Annotated in this window: 17 protein-coding genes; 11 read left to right on the top strand and 6 right to left on the bottom strand. The window is 38.0% G+C overall.

What is annotated here, in order from left to right; translation table 11 throughout:
- Nucleotides 1–8 precede the first annotated feature (8 nt).
- A complete protein-coding gene (gene pfkB, locus GLP24_RS07535; RefSeq protein WP_232615814.1) occupies nucleotides 9–953 on the bottom strand; it encodes a 1-phosphofructokinase in 945 nt (314 codons plus the stop codon).
- A gap of 47 nt (nucleotides 954–1,000) precedes the next feature.
- Complete coding sequence (gene fruB / locus GLP24_RS07530) at nucleotides 1,001–2,119, bottom strand: fused PTS fructose transporter subunit IIA/HPr protein (RefSeq protein WP_101766897.1); 1,119 nt, start codon at nucleotides 2,117–2,119, stop codon at nucleotides 1,001–1,003.
- Nucleotides 2,120–2,491: 372 nt separating this feature from the next.
- Between fruB and cra the strand changes: the two genes are divergently transcribed.
- The 3 genes from cra to GLP24_RS07515 all read left to right on the top strand — a co-directional run bounded on the left by cra (nucleotide 2,492) and on the right by GLP24_RS07515 (nucleotide 5,324).
- Nucleotides 2,492–3,475, top strand: a complete 984-nt coding sequence (gene cra, locus GLP24_RS07525) for a catabolite repressor/activator (RefSeq protein ID WP_232615795.1) — start codon at nucleotides 2,492–2,494, stop codon at nucleotides 3,473–3,475.
- Between the two features lie 99 nt (nucleotides 3,476–3,574).
- Nucleotides 3,575–4,609, top strand: coding sequence for an FUSC family protein (locus GLP24_RS07520; RefSeq protein ID WP_232615794.1), 1,035 nt, complete (start codon nucleotides 3,575–3,577; stop codon nucleotides 4,607–4,609).
- Between the two features lie 502 nt (nucleotides 4,610–5,111).
- The gene (locus GLP24_RS07515) at nucleotides 5,112–5,324 is read left to right on the top strand and encodes a cold-shock protein (RefSeq protein WP_101766900.1); all 213 of its coding nucleotides are present in this window, start codon (nucleotides 5,112–5,114) and stop codon (nucleotides 5,322–5,324) included.
- 494 nt (nucleotides 5,325–5,818) lie between these two features.
- Here the strand turns inward: GLP24_RS07515 and GLP24_RS07510 are convergent, their stop codons facing one another.
- A complete protein-coding gene (locus GLP24_RS07510) occupies nucleotides 5,819–6,982 on the bottom strand; it encodes a N(5)-(carboxyethyl)ornithine synthase (RefSeq protein ID WP_232615793.1) in 1,164 nt (387 codons plus the stop codon).
- A 496-nt stretch (nucleotides 6,983–7,478) separates the two neighbouring features.
- Nucleotides 7,479–8,384 (bottom strand): putative PEP-binding protein, encoded by a 906-nt coding sequence (locus GLP24_RS07505; protein WP_232615792.1) that lies wholly within the window; start codon nucleotides 8,382–8,384, stop codon nucleotides 7,479–7,481.
- Between the two features lie 318 nt (nucleotides 8,385–8,702).
- On the opposite strand from GLP24_RS07505, the gene GLP24_RS07500 reads away from it, so the two are divergent.
- From GLP24_RS07500 to GLP24_RS07490, 3 genes are all read left to right on the top strand, one after another.
- Complete coding sequence (locus GLP24_RS07500) at nucleotides 8,703–9,761, top strand: 3-deoxy-7-phosphoheptulonate synthase (RefSeq protein ID WP_152652754.1); 1,059 nt, start codon at nucleotides 8,703–8,705, stop codon at nucleotides 9,759–9,761.
- A 138-nt stretch (nucleotides 9,762–9,899) separates the two neighbouring features.
- Nucleotides 9,900–10,382: a YajQ family cyclic di-GMP-binding protein gene (locus GLP24_RS07495; RefSeq protein WP_101766903.1), complete on the top strand. Its 483-nt coding sequence runs from the start codon at nucleotides 9,900–9,902 to the stop codon at nucleotides 10,380–10,382.
- Nucleotides 10,383–10,922: 540 nt separating this feature from the next.
- Nucleotides 10,923–12,215: a serine/threonine transporter gene (locus GLP24_RS07490; RefSeq protein WP_152652755.1), complete on the top strand. Its 1,293-nt coding sequence runs from the start codon at nucleotides 10,923–10,925 to the stop codon at nucleotides 12,213–12,215.
- A 129-nt stretch (nucleotides 12,216–12,344) separates the two neighbouring features.
- Here GLP24_RS07490 and GLP24_RS07485 read toward each other — a convergent pair whose 3' ends face one another.
- Nucleotides 12,345–13,271: an LpxL/LpxP family Kdo(2)-lipid IV(A) lauroyl/palmitoleoyl acyltransferase gene (locus GLP24_RS07485; protein ID WP_232577812.1), complete on the bottom strand. Its 927-nt coding sequence runs from the start codon at nucleotides 13,269–13,271 to the stop codon at nucleotides 12,345–12,347.
- Between the two features lie 391 nt (nucleotides 13,272–13,662).
- Between GLP24_RS07485 and GLP24_RS07480 the strand changes: the two genes are divergently transcribed.
- Nucleotides 13,663–14,745 (top strand): site-2 protease family protein, encoded by a 1,083-nt coding sequence (locus tag GLP24_RS07480; RefSeq protein ID WP_232615791.1) that lies wholly within the window; start codon nucleotides 13,663–13,665, stop codon nucleotides 14,743–14,745.
- Between the two features lie 133 nt (nucleotides 14,746–14,878).
- On the opposite strand, the gene GLP24_RS07475 is transcribed toward GLP24_RS07480, so the two are convergent.
- On the bottom strand, nucleotides 14,879–15,232 hold the full coding sequence (locus GLP24_RS07475; RefSeq protein ID WP_232615790.1) for a YajD family HNH nuclease: 354 nt from the start codon (nucleotides 15,230–15,232) through the stop codon (nucleotides 14,879–14,881).
- 476 nt (nucleotides 15,233–15,708) lie between these two features.
- On the opposite strand from GLP24_RS07475, the gene GLP24_RS07470 reads away from it, so the two are divergent.
- The 4 genes from GLP24_RS07470 (at nucleotide 15,709) to GLP24_RS07455 (ending at nucleotide 21,791) form a co-directional block, all read left to right on the top strand.
- Nucleotides 15,709–16,377, top strand: coding sequence for a DUF2760 domain-containing protein (locus tag GLP24_RS07470; protein WP_167388492.1), 669 nt, complete (start codon nucleotides 15,709–15,711; stop codon nucleotides 16,375–16,377).
- The gene (locus GLP24_RS07465; RefSeq protein ID WP_101766909.1) at nucleotides 16,377–18,212 is read left to right on the top strand and encodes an Hsp70 family protein; all 1,836 of its coding nucleotides are present in this window, start codon (nucleotides 16,377–16,379) and stop codon (nucleotides 18,210–18,212) included. The genes GLP24_RS07470 and GLP24_RS07465 overlap by 1 nt, the downstream gene beginning before the upstream one ends.
- 168 nt (nucleotides 18,213–18,380) lie before the next feature.
- Nucleotides 18,381–21,254: an Hsp70 family protein gene (locus tag GLP24_RS07460; protein WP_232615789.1), complete on the top strand. Its 2,874-nt coding sequence runs from the start codon at nucleotides 18,381–18,383 to the stop codon at nucleotides 21,252–21,254.
- A 333-nt stretch (nucleotides 21,255–21,587) separates the two neighbouring features.
- Nucleotides 21,588–21,791 (top strand): hypothetical protein, encoded by a 204-nt coding sequence (locus GLP24_RS07455; RefSeq protein WP_036795050.1) that lies wholly within the window; start codon nucleotides 21,588–21,590, stop codon nucleotides 21,789–21,791.
- Nucleotides 21,792–21,875 lie beyond the last annotated feature (84 nt).

The following is a 21,875-nucleotide window of genomic DNA, read 5'->3' as shown; positions in this document are numbered from 1 at the left end:
TACTTAAGCTATTGAGTTACAATGACATGTTTAGCAATATCATTAACTTTATTGATATTCTCAACACCAACACCCACTTGTGTCACCGCTACTGCTGATAATGCCGTCGCAAATTGTAATGACTGTGCTTTTGAATGTTGATTAAGTTCGCCCCAACATAAACCAGCAACTAAAGTATCGCCTGCGCCAACGGTGCTCACTACGTCCATTTTTGGCGGTTGAGCATGTAACCAGCCTTCATGGTTAAGCCACATCACCCCTTTTGCACCGAGTGATACCACAACATTCGTGATCCCTTTAGCTGCAATTTGTTCTGCAACATCCATACATTGTTGTTGCGTTTCTAATGCTTGTCCTGCCCATTCAGCCAGTTCTTCATCATTCGGTTTAACCAACCACGGATGGGCTTCTAAACCTGCTTCTAATGCTAATTTACTGCTATCAAACAATACTTTTTTGCCCAATTGATGTAATTTTTCTAACCAATTAGCGCACATATCCGGGGTAATACCTTGTGGCAAGCTACCTGCAATCACAAACACATCATGGGTTACTGCTAATTCAAATAATTTTTTTTCAAAGGCTAAAATATTGGCAGCTGTAACGGCAACGCCAGGAAAATTAATGTCACTCACCTGACCATTTTTTTCGACTAATTTAACGTTAATTCGGCTTGCACCCGCCACGCGAATAAACTTATCTGTTGCGCCGATTTGCTCAAACAATTGGCAAAAAGGTTCTTGGTTATCAGCACCTAATAAACCCGTTACTGTCACATCAGCACCAAGCTCTGCTAAGACTTTAGCAACGTTCACGCCTTTACCCGCAGGATGTAAATTACCGTGTTCAACCACATTGACACGGCCTAGCGAAATGGTCGCTAAACTGCCAGTAAGATCTAATGCTGGGTTGAGTGTTACCGCGACAACTTTAGGTTTAACAACATGGTGCATGGTTTGTGTCTCTATCTGTAAGGTTGAAATTGTCATTGCTGCGATCCTTATAGTTTTTCGCCTAAGCCATCAGCAATAGCTTGACCGATTGCCGTTAATGCCGCGTCTGCATCACTGCCATGTGCGGTAAATTGCAATTCATTACCGCATTTCACACCAAGGCCAATCACTTTCATTAAACTTTTAGCATTAACGGGCTTACTGTCGCTAGTGATATTAACCACTTGAATATCCGCATCGAATTTCTTGGTGGTATTAACTAACATTGCACCAGGACGAGCATGTAAACCATGGGGATTACGAATCGTAAATATAGCTTGATTGCCTTCTAATGCGACTTGCGTCAGCGCGGTTACCATTTCTTGCGCTGATGATGCTAACCATTGAGCAATCTTACCTTGATAAATCAAAGATGTGAGGTACTCAAGGTTCGCTTTCTGGGCCGTATTATTGGCCGCGATCATGATCATACCCGCCACAGGGTGACCTAATTCTTCAAAAGGTATTTGCGGTGTTACCACTGAAATCGCAGTACGTTTAACCTGCTTATTACTTTTAACCAACCATAAGCCTTGCCCTAAATAACTTGCCCCTTGGCTAATCGCATCAGTCACGGTGGCAGTTTCTGCAAATCCTTGGTATTTAATTAATCCCGCAGCAACAGCGGTTAACTGTAATAAATCTTGCGCAGGAAATTGCTTCAAAATGAGCTCAGCATTACATTCAGCTTCTTGTTGTTCGTCACCAAGAAGTACGGTAATGATCGCTTGTTCAGATTCACAATGACGTAATTTATCTTCAACACCATCTGCTGATAACACTTTGGTTAATTGCTTTAGAATACCTAAATGCTCATCTGATTTAGCGGCAATCCCTATCGCAATGTAAGCCGTATGATCATCACCCCATGGCACACCGTGTGGAAAGTGATGAATTTTCACTCCGGTATGGTTAACTAAATCACGGGTTTCAGTCGTACCATGTGGGATCGCAATACCATTGCCTAAATATGTTGAATTCTGTTGCTCACGGGCAAGCATGCCATTGACATACCCTGTCTGTACTAATCCCGTTGCTTCAAGATCAGCCGCCAACGCTTTAATGGCATCTTCTTTATTCAATGCGACTTGTTGCATCGCTATATCATTTTTAGACAGTGATAACATGTAACTCTCCAATTCAATGCTCTGTGAGATCATTGCTATTTATGGTTCTATTTATTTAAAACTATGGGTTAACCCTATCAGCTTATTATTAATATTTTCTGGCCTGTATTAATAATAAACTGAATCCTTTCAGCAAAATGGTAAATAAAAATGCCCTGTATTAAATAATACTCTCGCTACTCGAACATACATTTAACACCTTGCTGAATCCTTTCAGCTTGCATACTGAATCGTTTCAGCTAGAATTGCAAACATTGATAAGTATGCATTAAGTGAATATATGATCAAGCGCACAAACTTATATTTAACAAATAACAATCTAGCCTATTAACACGCTGGCGCTTTCCTATACACTGACAATGGACAACAACAATGACATTAGATGAAATCGCAAAACTCGCTGGTGTGTCTCGAACAACAGCAAGCTACGTTATTAACGGTAAAGCGAAACAATATCGTATCAGTGAAAAAACCCAACATAAGGTTATGGCCATTGTTAAAGAACATGACTATCGCCCCGATCATGCCGCGACGTCACTTCGTCTTGGAAATAGCCATTCCCTTGGGCTAATTATTCCTGATTTAGAAAATAGCAGTTATGCCAAAATTGCTAAATTATTAGAGCGTAATGCGCGCAAAGCGGGATATCAAATGATCATATCGTGCTCTGATGATGATCCTGAAACAGAGATGAAAGTCGCCGATATGCTACTCAGTCGTCGTACTGATGCTTTAATTGTTGCGAGTTCATTAGCGGTAGATAATCATTTTTATAGAAAGATTCAAGCTCATGGTGTACCTGTAATTGCTATTGACCGCGCATTAGATGACGAATTCTTTGCATCTATTATTAGCGAAGATTTAGAAGGAGCCTATCAACTAACACAATCACTATTAAGTCATCCGATTAATAGTATTGGTCTAATTGGCGCAGTGCCTGATTTAGGGGTATCAAAAGAACGTCAACAAGGCTTTACCGCTGCGGTAAAACGTCATCCACACCCCGTAAAGACTATTATGAGTTATGGGGAGCATTTTAGTCAGCAAAATGGGCAACGTATGGTTCAACAATGGATTGATGATGATTGTTTTCCTGATGCGATATTAGCGACGTCTTATACTTTATTTGAAGGTGTGCTTGATTGTCTGCTTAAAAATCCCCAACTAATGAGTCATACTTATCTCGCAACGTTTGGTGATAACCGCCTATTGGATTTTTTACCGAATAAAATACAGTCATTACCGCAACAATTTGAGCTTATTGCTGATAAGGCGTTAGCTTTAGCACTTGAAGCAATAAAAGGAAACTATGAACCGAATATTGAGGTCATTCCTCGTCAAGTCATTCATCGTTAATACTATAGTTATTATTCTATTGCAGAATATTAACAATAATGAAAAAATACACGATTACTTATTTTTATCTCTTTCTACTAAGTTGTTATAGGCTCCACCATGTATTTACGTCTTAAAGCATTATTAATATCGCATGCACAATTCTCTCATGCTTTACGGGTAACATTAGCGATTGCTTTCACGCTCGCCTTTTATTCCATCGTACCCGTTCCTCATTCCATGTGGGGACCGGTTACTGTAATTGTCGTTATGATGCAACCTTATGCTGGAGCCATTGTTTATAAAGGTTTTCAACGTATTGGTGGGACATTATTAGGGGCAATATTAGGGTTATTAACCGTCTTATTTCCCGATCAGTTTGATTACCTAATTCCGGTATGGATGTTAGCGTGGGTATTCTTACTCTCTTTAAAATCTCACGGTAAGAATATTTATTTCTTCTTTTTAGCCGTAATGACGTTAATTATTGTTTCTTATCAGGGCAACACATCTTTAGAAGTCAACGTCGCATTATGGCGTGTCGCTAATATTCTTATTGGCAGTTTGATTGCTATTGCATTTTCAATGTTAATGCCTATTCGTGCGATAACAGGCTGGAATTTACTGTTTAATCAAAATTTACGCGCATTACGTCAACTTTATCAAGCGCATGCTTCGGCTCATATGTTGAGTCTTAGGCAGTTAAATGTCATGAAACGTGAAGTATTAGAACGACACATGAAAATGATCATTCTATTACCTAATGTGCAAAAAGAAAGGCATAAACTCTCGGGTCATTATCGAACTATTATTACGGTACAACGCTCATTAATTAGTGTTACTGAACAATTAATTGAAACGCATTGGAGTTCAGATATCAGTCGACGTCAATTATTAGCTCAAACAGATCTAAAACAATATCAACAACATATTATTACTATTTTAACGCAATTAGAGCTGGCATCGGCTAATCATAGTAGCTTAGCGGGTATAGATACATTACCGAATATAGATCTTCTCCCAATAATGGCAGAAGAAATATCACCTAATGACGCGGCTAATTCGCTGGGTATCTATGGCTATTTTTGGCTAACTCGTCAGTTTATTAGTCGACTTGATGCACTTATTATTCAATTGCGAATTATTAATCAGTAAATCCACTATCTCTATCTTAAAAAATACCTGATTACCACCGATACTCAACCAATGTTAATAATTTTTCGAGCATCGATGGTAATTGGGCACCACATTCAAGACAAGCTAACCATTTTTCCAGCGCAAATTAAATAAACGTTCTCTATTTTGTTTTTCAATTCCATAAATTTGAGTATAGAGAAGATTTTTTGAAATTAGATTGAATTTTTAGGTCTGATATTACTCATATACTTCAATGGGTTAAAAAAAATTAATCAAGAATAATATCCTTATTAATAAAAATAGATGTACATGAAATAATCAGGTGGTATTATATGCCATGCTCTGTTGTTTAGAGAGTTATTAAATGCAACACCAAGTAACAGTTAAACCTTCAGCTACATCAACGTTATCGTTTTGTACTTCAGTGTTTCCCTTGTATTGGCAGCGACATTAATAATTTAACCACTTAGCACATCGCATTTTGGCGGTTAATTAATCATATTTATATAAGGAACATTACATGTCTAATCAAACAACTGGTCTAGTAAAATGGTTTAACGAAGCAAAAGGTTTTGGTTTTCTTTCTCAAGACAATGGCGGTGCTGACGTATTCGTTCACTTCGCTGCTATTTCTTCAGATGGCTTCAAAACATTAGCTGAAGGCCAAAAAGTATCTTTTGAAGTATCAGAAGGTCCTAAAGGTCTTCTAGCTGCAAACGTTGTAGCTTTATAATTTATCCTCGCTGATAAATAATAAAAATGCTGGCTATGGCCGGCATTTTTTATGCCTGTTATTTAGTGATTAATTATAGTTATGTTTTTATTGATCTAATATTTAGCTTGTTAACGAACATCGCAGAAATTTAAAAATTGATATCATAATTAATAAACATGTTATTTATAATATATTCGTTTTTTAAATAAATTAAATTGCGAGTGAGATCTACTTATTTAAGTATAGATAATGCGATTTTTTATTTACCACCCTTTTCCTCACAAAAAATATAACAAAAAACAATTAAAAAAGGCAGAGTAAACACTGCCTAAAGAAAGGTATTATTATTAATGTGACATCTGTACTAATTAAATAATAAAACACTACTGTTTAAATATTTTTTATGGCTATTTTCTTGAATGTTTAATCTAAAATAGATTTATTTGAAATCTATTTATTATAATAAACATTTATTTTATTTTTAATAATATATACAGTATTTTTTATGAAAATCAGGCTAAATCTTTAGCTGTATTTAAAAATTTATGAGGGTATTCTTTTTCACGTTTTTGAAAAGATAAAATAGAAGACTTAACAATTACACCATTATCAATGTTGATTGCTTGTTGAATAGTATTATTCTCATACCAACTATCACGGCCAGCTAATATATTAGGTAAATAAACAATTAATGCTGCAGAAATTGAACGAGTAGCACTTTCCCATAAATAACTCGGAGTGTGATCTACTGCATAATAATCTATCGTTTTATATTTAAACGTTAGATTTTTAAATGTGGTTGGTTTCGCAAAAAAGAATCCCATGCCTTCATCACAACTGACATCAATAATTAAACTATTAGGTTTGAGATATTTGCATTCAGACTCAAGAATAAAGTTTGTGGGTTTTTCTGTATTTTGATATGTGCCGTTTACGATAATATCGGTTTCATTTATAAGATTTTTTAATGGTCGTATTATTCCATCACAATCAATCACAACCATGCGTTCTTCTGTATCATTACCTCCTCGGATTCTAACATAGTTACAATCGAGTATTTCTTCTCGCACCTCATTGAGTGAACGCTGAGTACAGATAGTGACATCCCTAAAACCATGCGCCTTTAGTGCATGTATAGCACCACGACTAACAGCACCAAAACCAAACACTATTGCTTTACGCTGATCGCCATAATGTCCATCAATACCTTTCAATTGTAGAGCGTGTAATACGGCACAATAGCCTGCCATTTCATTATTTTTATAGAATGTATGACGACCTACTTGACCATCAGGAGACCAGGTGTACATATCTTCAAAGGCAATCAGTGTTTGTTTACGCTCTAATGCTATTTGAGTTATATCTTCTTGTTGTACACAATGTACATATCCCCATAGTGTTCCACCTTCGCGTAGTTCTTGTAAATCTTGTAATACTGGCTTAGCAATGATAACCGTACCAATGTTAGCTAATAAGTCGTGACGACTAGCAATGCCTCCTGTTAAATCTGCAATTTTTGAGTCTGAAATACCAAATGCAGCACCATAACCTTCTTCAAAAATAAGTTGTTGACGAAGTTTTTTAGGGATTCGAAGTAAATGTTCTGGATGAATTGGATATCGTTGTTCATCTTCTTTTCTTGAAGTCCCAATGACTCCTATTTTTAATGTATTCATGTTAGTCGTCGTGTCCTTTTTATAACAAAATTAATAGGTGACGTTATAAACACATAATTCAAATGGAAAGGATTAGAATCATAAAATCAACATACGAAAATATATTCTTATTGTTATTAGAAATGAAATAACAAGGTAATACAGTAACACGTTTTTTTTTATTATGTCGATTAAGTCATCATATTTAAAAATCAGGAAACAAACACTGTTGATATTTTATATTGTTAACTTGTCAATAGGATTTAAATGCATTGTTTATTAAAAACTCTAGATGTTTTTTTTAGTTGCCAATAATCGGTTTTATTCTGATTTTCATTAAAATAAAAAAGTATTAATTTCTACCTGATTACCACCGAGACTCATCAAAAACCAATAATTTCTCAGCTGTCGATAGTTATTTTGCACTATTTTAAATTAGTGTGTTAAATAATAGTAATAATAAGAGGGGAACAAATAATAAACCCGCGTTATTAATTAATAGCGCAGGTTTCTCTTCTTAACAAATAACCGTTGTCACTTCATGATCTATCAGCCACTGTTGTAAACGTGGCGCTTGTGAAATAGCATCATAATAAATATTATGATCTTTTGATGCATTCCCCGCAACAACTAACAACATTTTTAATAGTGTTATTATCGCATCATTTTGAGTATCTACTTGATAATGAAGCTTGGCATTGGCAAAGTCTTGTCCTAATGCCAATTGTGCTAATTGCGTAACATCCACGACAAAACCATCAAAATAATGAATAAACGTATCCGCTAATAATGCATTTGCAGGCACAGAACAAAGCATATGAACTTTTAATCCGTTAGCGCCTCGGCATAAACCTTGTTCAGCCAACAAATCAATTATAGTTGCCGCTTCACTAAAAGTACGTACAAACGGTACTACCAATTCAATCGTGTCACCACCGACAGCTGCCCGAGCACGCTTAATTACCTCACATTGCAACGCAAAACTGGCCTTATAATTAACGTCAGCATAAAGACTCACACCGCGTAATCCTAATTGTGGATTAATTTCAGTGGCTTCTAGTTCGGCACCTAATAGTTGGCATCGGCATTCGGCATTAGCCCCTGCTAATTGTACTTTTAGTGGCGCAGATCCTTGTTGTCTTGCTGCTGATACTAATAACTCAGTCAGTATAGCAACATAATATTCAGCCAACGCGACAGTCTGTTGACCATATTGCTCGGCTATTTTTTGTTGTAACGCTTGCTGAGTCGCATCAGATAAAAAATTCTGTTGGGTAAAAACTAATGGATGAATAGCCACAGAGGTGGCAATAAGATCATCTAATAATACTAACCCAATTCCCTCACTATTTAGCGCCGCTAATTGTTGCGCATTGTGCAACACCGCTGTTGTTGTCAACAATAATTCAGTTTGTGTTGTCATACTCCACCTGTACCTCCATGTTAAAAAGCCGAGTACCTATCAATCTTAATGTATTAAATAGGCAATTATTGACATTACTGTGTGTTTAATTTTCAAGCAAGAATAAAACGTTATTTAATAACAATGATTCAATTTTCAAACTATATGCCATCAGGTTTATGTTGATTAATAATTGCATGCAAAATCACCCTTTCGGTAAACAATTTCCACAATTACTCATTAAAAACCTATTTGTTATCACAAGTTTGGTTTATTCCAATGATGATTTGGGCTATCTTAACGGGGTTATTACAGAGATACCAAGGTAGGCACACTATTATGCCAATGAAAACAGATGAACTTCGCACAATAAGTCTCGGTCTTATGCCGACCCCAGCAGAAGTAGAAACAGCCTCACCAATGACAGATGCTATTGCTGTGCATGTTGATAGTGCACGTAAGCAAGTAGAATCCATCCTATCAGGTAAAGATTCACGTCTTTTGGTGATTGTAGGGCCATGTTCAATTCATGACACCGACGCTGCTATAGACTATGCGAAACGCCTTGTTGCTGTACAAGAAATATATAAAGACCAGCTTTTGATCGTTATGCGCACTTATTTTGAAAAACCGCGTACCGTTATTGGCTGGAAAGGTTTGGTCTCAGATCCACATTTAGATGGAAGTCTTGATCTCGCTACAGGTTTACACAAAGCGCGTAAATTATTAATTGATATTAATGCGTTAGGGTTACCCACTGCGACTGAATTTTTAGATATGATCACCGGTCAATATATTGCAGACCTTATTACATGGGGAGCCATTGGTGCCCGCACCACTGAATCTCAAATTCACCGTGAAATGGCATCAGCACTGTCTTGCCCTGTTGGCTTTAAAAATGGCACTGATGGCAATATTAAAATTGCGATTGATGCTATTCGTGCCACACGTGCATCACATTTGTTTTGCTCACCCGATAAAAATGGTCAAATGACAATTTATCGCACTGCAGGCAATCCATATGGGCATATTATTCTTCGCGGTGGCAAGATACCCAATTATCACCAACAAGATGTTGCAATAGCTTGCGAAACGTTAGCTGAATTTTCATTAACACCAAAGTTAATTGTCGACTTTAGCCATGGTAATTGCCAAAAACAACATAAACGTCAACTTGATGTAACGGCTGATATTTGTGAGCAAATTCGTAATGGTAGCCAATCTATTGCTGGCATTATGGCAGAAAGCTTTATTGAAGAAGGTAATCAAACGGTAATCAGCGGTAAAGAAAATGAACTTGTATATGGACAATCAATTACAGATCCATGTATTGATTGGAATGATACGTTAGTAATGCTTGATATGCTGGCTAGTGCAATTAAAGACGCCAACGCATAATCTTCCGCTTAACATCTTAATACAATAAAGGAGCACCAGTACATTGTTGCTCCTTTCCTCATTGTTAATTAACGGTATAATGTACACGTTAATTTATAACGGGATATATTTCCCATCTTCAGATTAGAGGCCAATAACATGCCATGTTTTGATATTATTTCCGAAGTAGATACCGTAGAAATCAAAAATGCGGTAGATAATTCAATTCGAGAAATTAGCACTCGTTTTGATTTTCGTGGTGTTGAAGCCAACGTAGAATTAAACAAAGAAATCGTAAAAATCACCTCAGAATCAGAATTTCAACTTGATCAAATTGTGGCAATTTTACGTGGTAACCTTGCAAGACGTGGTGTTGATGCCAATGCTCTTGAGCGTAAATCAATCAATTTCTCAGGTAAAACAGCATCACAGAACATTGAATTTAAGCAAGGTGTTGAAACCACTAATGCTAAAAAATTGGTAAAAGCGATTAAAGACGCTAAATTAAAAGTGCAAGTAGCAATTCAAGGTGAAAAGCTACGTGTAACAGCTAAAAAGCGTGACGACTTGCAAGCTACAATGGCATTAGTTCGTGCACAAGATCTTGGTCAACCATTCCAATTTGATAATTTCCGTGACTAAACACTGTAAACAGCATAAAGGAAGCGTATTATCGCTTCTTTTTTTTACCTTTTCATTCAACTATTTTTGAATATCTTTAAAAATAGTAATAACATTTAAACTGTAATTATTAAAATTATACTTTACTGTTATGCGCAAATACGTCATACAAATACAAAACAAAACACAAGTGAAACATTAAACACTCAAAAACACCTCACTTAAAAACCACATCACAACACTAGCAACATAACCATTACGCAAAAGTATACTTTTCAAGCAAACGAATTTTTTTTATTTGCAAAAATTGTTGCAAAGCATACTTATACTCTATAATCCACGCACTTCAATAATGGTTAATTACTTTTCATTCTTTGTTACTAACATAATAGGATAAAGAGCAGCAACAACGATAACTAGCACGGATATGCTTATACGATCACGGAATGTTCATTTTTTATAACAAAAATGATTGTTGTAAATTACTATTAATTCGCTTGTTGTGCGACTCAACTTATTCAGTACACATTGACTGAAAATGAAATAAAGGAGATGTCCATAATGGGCACCGCACAACAGAAAACGACTGCAACAACAACCGACAATACCCAAAAACTCGGCTGGAGTAAAAGTGATACCGTATGGATGCTCGGTTTATATGGCACAGCAGTTGGTGCTGGCACTTTATTTTTACCTATTAATGCTGGGATTGGTGGCTTAATTCCCCTTATCGTAATGATGATTTTAGCATTACCAATGACCTTTTTTGCTCACCGAGCAATGATGCGTTTTGTATTATCAAGTGCGACTCCCGGTGCCGATATTACCGATGTGGTTGAAGAGCACTTTGGTAAAAATATGGGTAAAATTATTACCTTATTATATTTCTTTGCTATCTACCCTATTTTGCTTGTTTATAGTGTTGCTTTGACCAATACCGTTGAAAGTTTTATGAAATTTCAATTAGGTATCGAACCACCAGCGCGTGCAATTCTCGCTTTAATATTAATTTTAGTTTTAATGGCTATTGTTCGTTTAGGTGAGCAACTGATCATAAAAGCGATGAGTATTTTAGTCTTCCCTTTTGTTGCTGTTTTACTTATGCTCGCGTTATATCTTGTTCCTCATTGGAACAATGCTATTTTTACCGATATTATTCCTCAAAATGGCAGTGGCAGTACGGTAATAATGGCTGTATGGCTAATTTTACCTGTAATGGTATTTTCGTTTAACCACTCACCAGTTATCTCTTCATTCGCAGTAGCTAAAGAAAAAGAATATGGTGCTAACGCCGAACGTCAAGGCTCTCGTATTTTATTACGCGCCCATATTATGATGGTTATTACGGTGATGTTTTTTGTTTGTAGTTGCGTATTAAGCTTAACGCCTGCCAACCTTATCGAAGCTAAAGCACAAAATGCCTCAATTTTGACTTACCTAGCGAACCATTTCGATACCCCAGTTATTGCTTATGCTGCACCTATTGTGGCAATTATCGCGATAACAAAATCTTTCTTAGGCCATTATTTAGGTGCAAGTGAAGGTTTGAATGGCATTATTCATAAAGTTGCACGAGATAATAATAAAACAATCTCAAATAAAACACTTAATCGCTTCACTGCCTTATTCATGCTTCTTACAACTTGGGCCGTTGCGACGCTTAATCCAAGTATTTTAGGTATGATTGAAAACTTAGGTGGCCCAATTATTGCGATGTTACTGTTTATTATGCCAATGTATGCGATAAAGAAAGTACCCGCGATGAAAAAATACTCAGGGGCTATCAGTAATATTTTTGTTACCGTTATTGGTTTAATGTCTATTTCTGCTATTTTTTATTCTCTAGCACAATAACGACAGCACCTAAAATAAATCAAAAAAAAACCGAGCCCTAAAAGCTCGGTTTTTTATTATGCTCAACTAACACTCTCAACCACCTGATCACAAATGATATAAGCTGGGTTATATTATAATATCGCTTAATTAATAAAGGCTTGGCTGCCCTTCTGGACGATTTTTAAAACGACGATGTAACCACATATATTGACTCGGTGCCGCCATAATAGATTGCTCTACAATCTTATTAATAAATGCTGCTGCTGCATCAGAATCTTTATGAGGAAAGCCTTCAACTGGCGGGCATATTGTTAACGTATAATGACCTGAATCATCATCACGTACCATGGTAAATGGCACCACCGCACAATTTGAGGCATCAACTAATAAGCTGGTTCCTGTTGTTGTACATGCTTGCTCAACCGCAAATAAAGGTACAAATGTTGAGCGACGTAAACCATAATCATGATCAGGGGCATACCATACTCGTTCACCTGTTTTTAATGCTCTCAGCATACCTTTAACGTCTTTCCGATCGATTAAAGTACGATTAGATCGTGAACGACCTTGATATTGGAAATAATCAAAACACGGATTATTATTAGGACGGTAAACACCCATACCTGTTTTTTTAATACCAAAAGCACGTGCGCCAAGCTCAAGGTTCATTGAATGCACCGCAACCATTAACGCGCCTTTACCTTCACGTTCTAATTGCTCCATATGCTCCATGCCCTTAATCGTAACATGACGACAAACACGTGCATCAGACCAAAACCATGCCATTCCTGTTTCGAACAGTGCTAATCCCGTGTTATCAATATTTTCTTTAAGTAAACTTTCTCGTTCACTCACACTCATTAATGGAAAGCATAATTCTAGATTACGATGAATGATATGTTGACGCTTTTTCATTAACTTAATCGCTAAACGGCCAATATGCTTTCCTAAAAATAATTGAGCCGAATAAGGAAGTAAACTAAGTGAATACATTAACCCTACTAATGCTAATGTACCCCAATAACGAGGGTGAAGTAATGATCGTGTAAATACAGGTTTAATTTTAGAACTCATGCGATATTGTGACCTATTTTTTCGTTATTTTTTATCCCAAAAAATACAAAAAATATAATAATTTAGATAGGTACCTATAATAGTGCCTAACGATGATTGTAAAAAGTAAAACTCGTCAATTTACTGCTAATTATTACTAAAATAGAGGCAAAGCGAACTTTCCTTTAAAAATACAAATAAATATGTTTAACACTTAAATGAAATGTTCGTAAAACAACCAACCAACATGTACTACATAATTAAATTTATTGATTATCAATTAGTTATTTACGGCTAATCCAAATTCTAACATCTTATAATGTGTAATATGTAACAACCCGTAACATAGACTCGTCCATTCTGCTTTTTCCCGTATAATCCTCTTATCTTTTTTTACTTTATGGATAATGCATTGGAATTATTGGCTATCGATTTTTTAGGTAAGCCCCTGCGACTTGAAGGCTCAATGGCGGGATGGCAACAATTATTTTGGGATAATACCCTCGTCTCTCAAATTGCAGCAGCGCCAACGGATACTGATCAATTTACACATCAGTTTGAGTTATCAAATAATGAACAGACTATTCAATGTCAGCTTAATGGTACGTTAAGTTGGCAACCATTTTTGATTCATTATCAAGCCAGTGCAGATCAACAAATGATTGTACAAGGTGAGCGTAATGACAAAGATATTGAACGTCAGCAACCACAACAAGTGATCGTCCCAGAGAAACGATTCAGCTTAATTGGATTAGCATCCTTAGGCATGAAAGCACTCAAAAGTGCTAAATTAATTAAAGTCGTTCTCGCCTCTGCAAGTCTCGCGGCTTATTCATGGCTGTTTTCAATTCAATTTGCATTAGCATTACTGGCTTGTTTAGTGTTCCATGAATACGGTCATATTCGTGCCATGAAATATTTTGGCATGAAAACCAAAGGTATTTACTTAATTCCATTCTTGGGTGGATTAGCATTAAGCGACGAGAAAATTAATACTCGCTGGCAAGATGTGGTGATTTCAATCATGGGGCCTGCATTTGGTTTAATCATGTCATTAGCGTGCATGATTGCCTATTGGATCACCGGGGAAATGTTCTTTGCTGGCTTAGCCGTCTTTAATGCGCTGTTAAATTTGTTTAACTTATTGCCAATTTTACCACTCGATGGCGGTCATGTTCTAAAAAGCATTAGTTTTTCAATGAACAGTAAGATAGGTATTATTGCTTGTGCATTAGCGGCTGTTGTAGGCGTAATTTTAAGCTATCGCCTAGGGCTAACATTATTTGGTTTTCTACTGATCATGGGCAGTTTAGAAATCATCTTTGAATGGCGACAACGTCACCAAAGTCATTTATTACCGTTAGATCGCTACGGTCAAATTTTCTCAACGATATGGTATGTCAGCCTTGTCGCTGCTTTTATGGGTATTATTACGTATTTTGCGAGCTTAGGTGACAGCTTACTTAGCTTGCCGCTACAAATTTTAGGCACTTAATTACGTTAGCTTAACCACATAGAGCAACACGACAAAAAGTAACAATAAAAAAGCCAGCATTCAAATAATAATTGCTGGCTTTTCTTTGCTGTTATAATCAATAACAACATCTAATTCTTATTCGCGTATTATATTATTTCTTCTTTTCCATCATCGCTTTAAGATCAGCGAACGGATTAAACGTTGCGGCTTGGTGATCATCTTCACCCGCACGAATCACACTGCTCTGACCATTATCAGCATCGGTGTATTTCTCATGCTCATGATCATGACAAAATAAGCATAATAACTCCCAGTTACTACCATCTTGAGGGTTATTAGTATGATCATGATCGACGTGGTGAACGGTTAACTCACGTAGGTTTGAATAAACAAACTCACGCGAACAACGACCACACACCCAAGGATAAATTTTTAATGCTTTTTCACGGTAACCCGCTTCTTGACGAGCATAAGCGGCACTGCTGCCAGTATAATCAGACGACATATCTTGACCTATTTTATAAAGAAATAAACGGCTAGTCTCTCTAACCGTTTAGGCAATTCACTGCCAATTGCCGTATTGAACCATCACCGAACAACAAATTTCAAGTAAAGTTTCAGCTCTTCAGGTATCTATCACAATTTAATCTCGGTTGATCTTTTAATACAACCAGTTAGCTTGAAATCGTTTTTAACTGCCTCCATATATAAAGCAGGTAATCTTTTCCATTAAAAATCATGCAGAACTTCATTGTATTTAACTTAATATTTTGACTGTAATTTAAGCGAAGAGACCTTCTATTCAAGATTTTAGAAGATAAAACCTTGTATAGATAACACGTTTTTAAAAGGTCTATGCTAAGATTCATTCAATTATTTGAAGCTGATTCTAACAGAACGTTTCACGAATCGACCTTTAACCGCTAAGAGTAAACAAATATGGCTTTTGATTTTTCCAATATGCTCACTGAATTATCAGCGATGCACGTAGATTTGTCGGCGATGCCAAAGAGTATCGACATGGGGCACGCAATCTTAGGCGCATTAGCAGTGATCTTTTTGTTAATGTATCTAATGAAAAAAGGTAAACCTGTTGAGATCGAAAAAATTGTTGAAAAAGAGATTGAAGTAGAAAAGATCGTTGAGATTGAAAAACCCGTCGAGATAATCGTTGAAAAGATCGTCGAGAAACCTGTTGAAAAAATTGTTGAAGTAGAAAAAATTGTTGAGAAAATTGTTGAAGTAGAAGTTGAACCAAAACTAAAAACATCAACACCAGATTCAGCACTCCAGCTACTGTCACTTTTGCAACAAGACGCACGCTTTATTGATTTTATGAAAGAAGATCTTAAAGGCTTTGCTGATGCTGATATTGGTGCTGCCGCTCGTGTTATTCATGAAGGTGGTCAAAAAGTACTTAATGAATACTTTAGCTTCGCACCTATTCGTGCAGAAGAAGAAGAGTCACGTATTACCCTACCCAAAGGATTTAACGCCTCTGAAGTACGCCTAATGGGTAACGTCGTTGGTGAAGCACCATTTAATGGCACTTTAATCCATCGCGGTTGGAAAGTGACAAATGTTAAATTGCCTAAATTGGCAGAAGGCCATGATGTACATATCATCGCAGCCGCTGAGGTAGAACTATAATGCAAGAAACACAACAACATCGCTACAGCGTGGGTATTGACTTAGGCACAACACACTGTGTGCTGTCTTATGTTGATCTTGAAAATGAAAACGCTGACGTCACCGTAATGGCGATTCCACAATTAACCACTCCTGGTAATGTGGAAGAAAAAAATCAATTACCGTCATTTATGTACCAAGCTCATGAATCAGAGTTAGCTGAAGGTGATACTGCACTTCCTTGGAATGCAAAACCCAATGCTATTGTTGGTGCAATGGCGCGAAACTTAGGTAGTAAGACCCCTATTCGTCTTATTTCCAGTGCTAAAAGTTGGCTTTGCCACGGTGGCGTAAATCGTCGTGACGCATTCTTACCACTGAATAGCCCAGAAGAAGTCATTAAAGTCTCGCCATTAGAGGCGACCCAAAAATACCTTGAGCACATGGCTGATGCGTGGAATTTCCAACATCCTGAAACGCCTATTTGTGATCAAGACGTAACACTCACGGTACCAGCATCGTTCGATCCTGCTGCGCGTGAATTAACCGCAGAAGCGGCACGTAACGTTGGCTTTAAACACCTTACTCTGCTTGAAGAACCACAAGCAGCGGTTTATAGCTGGATCAAGAATAACGACGATAACTGGCGTGACCAAGTCGCTGTTGGCGATATCATCCTAGTGGTCGATATCGGTGGTGGTACGACAGATTTATCGTTAGTTGCTGTTACTGAAGAAGACGGTAATTTAACCCTTAACCGTGTTGCAGTTGGCGATCACATCCTTTTGGGTGGTGACAACATGGATCTTGCTCTCGCTTATCGTTTAAAGATGAAGCTTGCGCAAGAAGGCAAACAATTACAACCATGGCAAGTATTGGCTATTACGCATGCATGTCGTGATGCGAAAGAAGCATTACTGAACGATGCGAAATTACAATCTATGCCGATTGTTGTTCCAAGCCGTGGTTCTAAATTATTGGGTGGTACATTACAAACTGAACTAACCCAAGAAGAAGTTCAACAAACGCTAGTTGAAGGTTTCTTCCCTCAAACTGCTATTGAAGAATTACCCGTACAAACAGCTCGCGGCGCATTAACCCAAATGGGTCTACCATATGCACAAGATGCAGCGGTATCACGCCATGTAGCAAGTTTCTTAAGCCGTCAAAGCCAAGCAGTTGAAGAACTATTTGCACAATATGAACAACAGCACGAAGGCTTTATTCGCCCAACCGCTATTTTGTTCAATGGTGGTGTACTTAAATCTTCATTATTGTCAGATCGTCTCTTAACAACGATTAATGGCTGGCTAACAACAGCTGGTTCTACAGAAGCTAAACTACTTTCAGGGCTTGATCTTGATCTTGCCGTTGCAAGTGGTGCTTCATACTACGGTTTTGTACGTCGTGGTAAAGGTGTACGTATTCGTGGTGGTATCGCAAGTAGTTACTACGTTGGTATTGAAAGTGCAATGCCTGCTATTCCTGGTATGGAACCGCCACTAGAAGCATTATGTGTTGCTCCTTTTGGTATGGAAGAAGGCAGTCAAGCTGATGTACCAAGCCAGGAATTTGGTTTGATTATCGGCCAGCCAGTACAATTTAAGTTCTTTGGTTCAACTGTACGTCGTGATGATGTTGCAGGTACGCACCTTGATTGGTGGCAACCAGAAGAAATGGAACAATTACCAGCAATTCAAATGACACTACCTGTATCTAAAGGTCGTACTGCTGGTGAAGTGATCCCTGTCAAACTAGCGTCACATGTGACAGAATTAGGCATGTTATGTCTTGAAGCTATTGCGACCGATAATGGTCAGAAATGGCAAGTTGAATTTGACGTCCGCGAAGCATAATTGTTCGCACAACGGCGCACTTTATAGTGCGCCGTTTATTTATCTATCCACCAGCCAATGAAACATGTCAGGGGTATGCTTTCACCTATTTCTTACCCACAACACACTGACACATCAAACGTTTCTCATCTGGCTATATTCTCATCTCAATTATTTTATGGAGCCAGCATGTCTTCATCTTCTCCACGTTATCTCGTTGGTATTGACCTTGGTACAACACACACCGTTGTCGCTTATTGTGAAATCACAGATACGTTAGAAACAAGTCCAATGCATATTTTTGAAATTGATCAATTAATTGCACCGGGTGAAGTTGCGCGTAAACCACTATTACCGTCATTCCGTTATCATCCCGCGGAAGGCGAAATGGATTCAACACAACTGGTATTACCTTGGAATGCTGAACCTGTCGCAGGTGAAATTCCAAGTGTGATTATTGGTGAATTTGCACGTGAATTAGGTGCAAAAGTGGAAGGTCGCCAAGTTGTTAGTGCTAAAAGTTGGTTATCTCATCAACATGTTGATCGTAACGAAGCCATTCTACCGTGGTCATCAACGGCCTCAACGTCTGATGTAAAGAAAGTCTCTCCGGTCGTTGCAAGTGCTAGTTACCTTAACCATGTGCGTCAAGCATGGGATTACCACCATAAAAATGACTTACTCGCACAGCAAGAAGTTGTAATTACTGTTCCTGCCTCTTTTGATGAATCAGCACGCACACTGACATTAGAAGCTGCGGAACTGGCTGGATTGCAAAAAGTATTACTCCTTGAAGAGCCACAAGCGGTTTGTTACGACTGGTATGCCCAAAACCGTCAACATGCCGATGAATTATTAAAAGACATTCCATTATTAATGGTGTGCGATGTCGGCGGTGGTACAACCGATTTAAGTTTAATCAAAGTCGGTACTGATGACGGTAAATTGACCCTTGATCGTATTGGGGTCGGCGATCACTTAATGTTAGGCGGCGATAATCTCGATTTAGCATTAGCACACGTTGCCGAACAACGATTACATGGCGAATCTAAAAAACTCAGCCAAGCTGCGTTATCAAAGCTGATTCAGCAAACGCGTAAAGTAAAAGAAAAGTTATTATCAGGCAATGCACCAGACAACGCCAAAGTAACCATGCTAGGCAGTGGCTCACGTTTGATTGGTGGTGCTAAAAGTATTGAGTTAAACCGTGAAGAAGTGCATAGCATCGCCCTTGATGGCTTTTTCCCTATCACAGCATTTACAGATCAACCTAATCAACGCCAAGCGGCGATGGTTGAGTTTGGACTTCCCTATGCGGCAGATCCTGCTATCAGTAAGCATGTCGCGCAGTTTATTGATCTGCATGACAATGTATGCCGTGAAGCGTTTAATGATTTTAACCTGCATCATCCAGATTCAATCGTTATTAGTGATGATCAACCTGCAATTCCGGTTGCCGTACTGCTCAATGGTGGTGTGTTTAACAGCCCCCTACTGTCAGCGCGTACGCTAGATATTATCTCTCGCTGGCGTGGCACTCCCGTCACTGAACTGAAAAACTTACACCCTGATTTAGCCGTTGCATTTGGTGCTGTCGCTTATGCCAAAGCCCGTCATGGCGCACAACTCAAAATTGGTGGTGGCTCAGCCCGTTCGTTCTTCTTAACTATTGGTGAAAATAAAGGCACCAAACAAGGTATCTGCTTATTACCTAAAGGGATTGAAGAAGGGATTGAAGTCACGCTAACCCACCGCAAATTTGCACTAACATTAGGTGAACCAGTACGGTTTAACTTAGTTTCTTCTACCAATGATAAACATCACGATGTCGGTGAACTGATTGAAATATTAGGTGATGGTTATATTAATCTACCGCCTTTTATTGCGACCTTAGACAGTGATCGTGACCGTGACCAACTGGCTGCGAACCAAAAAGATCGTGAAGAAGTAACACTCGCTTGCCAGCTAACAGAAGTGGGTACGCTGCAAATTGAAGCAGTCAGTCTTACCGATAATGCCAAGCGTTGGAAAGTTGAATTTGCTATTCGTAAAGACTTAGCCCGTTTAAACCGTGGTAATGATGACAGTGATAGCACGCTAGCTGAAAGTGAACTCCCAGCGAGAATGCCAGAAGCAATTGATGCCGTTAAGAAAGTCTTTGGTGGGACGAAAACCACCGATAACAATAAAGCGGTTAAAACACTGCGTAATGATCTCGATAAAATCTTAGGTAAACGTGATGCATGGGAAACACCATGTTTACGTGAACTTGCCAATGCATTACTTGATAGTAAAAAACGCCGCCGCCGCTCGGATCTCCATGAACGTAACTGGTTAAAGCTCGCGGGCTTTACTATGCGCCCTGGCTTTGGCTACCCTGCTGATGAATACCGTATGGAACAAATTTGGCCGCTATACCAACATGGCATTCAATTTGATACCAATACTCAAACATGGTGTGATTGGTGGACATTCTGGCGTCGCGTCTCTGGCGGTTTAACCCAAGAGCAGCAACTGCTTATCTATAAAGATCTTGCTAAGTATATTACGCCTGGCGCAAGTCGTAACGCCAAGCTTAATAAAGAGCTACAAGAGCGTAGCTACGAAGACATGGTACGCTTAGCGGCCTCTTTAGAGCACTTACCATTTGATAAGAAGCTACAGCTGATTGAGTGGTTATTTGGTCGCCTACAGAAAACACAATATGCACAAGCGCATTGGTGGGCTATTGGTCGTATTGCAACCCGCTCACCATTTTATGGCAGTGCTCATAACCTATTGTCCGCGGAGCATGTCTCTTACTGCTTACCAGAGCTAATGAATTATGATTGGCGTAAAGAATCATACATTGGCTTTGCGGCGGTAATGATGACACGAATGACGGGGGATCGCACATTAGACATTAATGATGAACTACGCCAACAAGTCATTACTAAGTTAAAACAAAGCAAAGCACCTGCCAGTTGGATCGAAATGGTATCTGAGGTCAAAATATTGACAGAGGAAGAAACGAAACGGGTGTTTGGTGATGCATTGCCTAATGGATTACGTCTTATTGGCTAATTAATTTAAAAATAACCTAACAAAGGGAGGTCGCACCTCCCTTTATTTCACCACATATATTCAATCTAATATTCCCTATTTAAAAATAAGCCGTAATTATTGGCCTTTTACCTAAAAAAATAGGCTTTAAATTAAAATTTTTCATTTTAACGTCTAAATTAAGTAATAAAAATAATTCTATTAATCTTCTGTTAAGGTTCATATTGCTATTGTCTTGCTAACAGCATTTGTTTACTTGTTATAATAGATAACAGGTCGACCGTTTTTCAAGCATTGAGTGGACGTATTGGAACGACCATAATCCCACTCCAAAAAATTTAAATAGGCAAGACTATGACTAATACACAATATGATTTAATCGCACAACGTATCTTCAAGTCAGAAAATCAGCGTGTTGCTGTTGCAGCCGTGGTTTTTGATGGGCTATCAAGCTACGAAGCAGAGAAGCGTTACGAGCTACCAAAAGGCACGCTATCTCGTAATGTTCGTAAATATAAAAATGAAGTACAATACATTGAGTCTGTTTCTGCAGCTTAATTATTAAACATAGACTTTATCATTGAGCCGATATACTGAATGAATGTATATATGAAATAAAATAATCATGGCTCAATCAAAAGT

It is taken from the genome of Photobacterium carnosum (assembly GCF_021236965.1).
GTDB classification, from domain to species: Bacteria; Pseudomonadota; Gammaproteobacteria; order Enterobacterales; family Vibrionaceae; genus Photobacterium; species Photobacterium carnosum.
The sequence above is the reverse complement of the archived record's forward strand: the minus strand, read 5'-3'. Positions and strand labels throughout refer to the sequence as shown.